We start from the raw sequence: 240 nt of genomic DNA, 5'->3' as shown, positions 1-240 counted from the left end.
ACCATCGTGAGCGCCATCACCCCGACGGTCGCGACCGAGAGCCCGGCGATCGTCAGGATCCCGGCCTTGATGCGTGGGACGAGCAGGGGGGCGCACACGGCGCCGACGAGCATCACCGCCCCGATCGATGCGCTCAGCGTGCCGATCAGGAGCTCGGAGTGGCCGTCCTGCTGCAGCGAGTAGATGACGGTGGTGATCGCGGCGTTGAACCCGAGATTCACGACCGTGGTGATGAGCAGG

The 240-nt window shown here is 67.5% G+C and carries 1 protein-coding gene; it reads right to left on the bottom strand.

Annotated elements, in window-relative coordinates:
* On the bottom strand, positions 1-240 hold a 240-nt coding region (locus tag SB753_RS40860; protein ID WP_410805650.1), incomplete at both ends, for a hypothetical protein.

This window comes from Paraburkholderia sp. SIMBA_053, assembly GCF_046534895.1.
In the GTDB taxonomy this organism is placed as follows: Bacteria; Pseudomonadota; Gammaproteobacteria; order Burkholderiales; family Burkholderiaceae; genus Paraburkholderia; species Paraburkholderia caledonica.
This window is presented reverse-complemented; position numbering and strand designations above follow the sequence as displayed.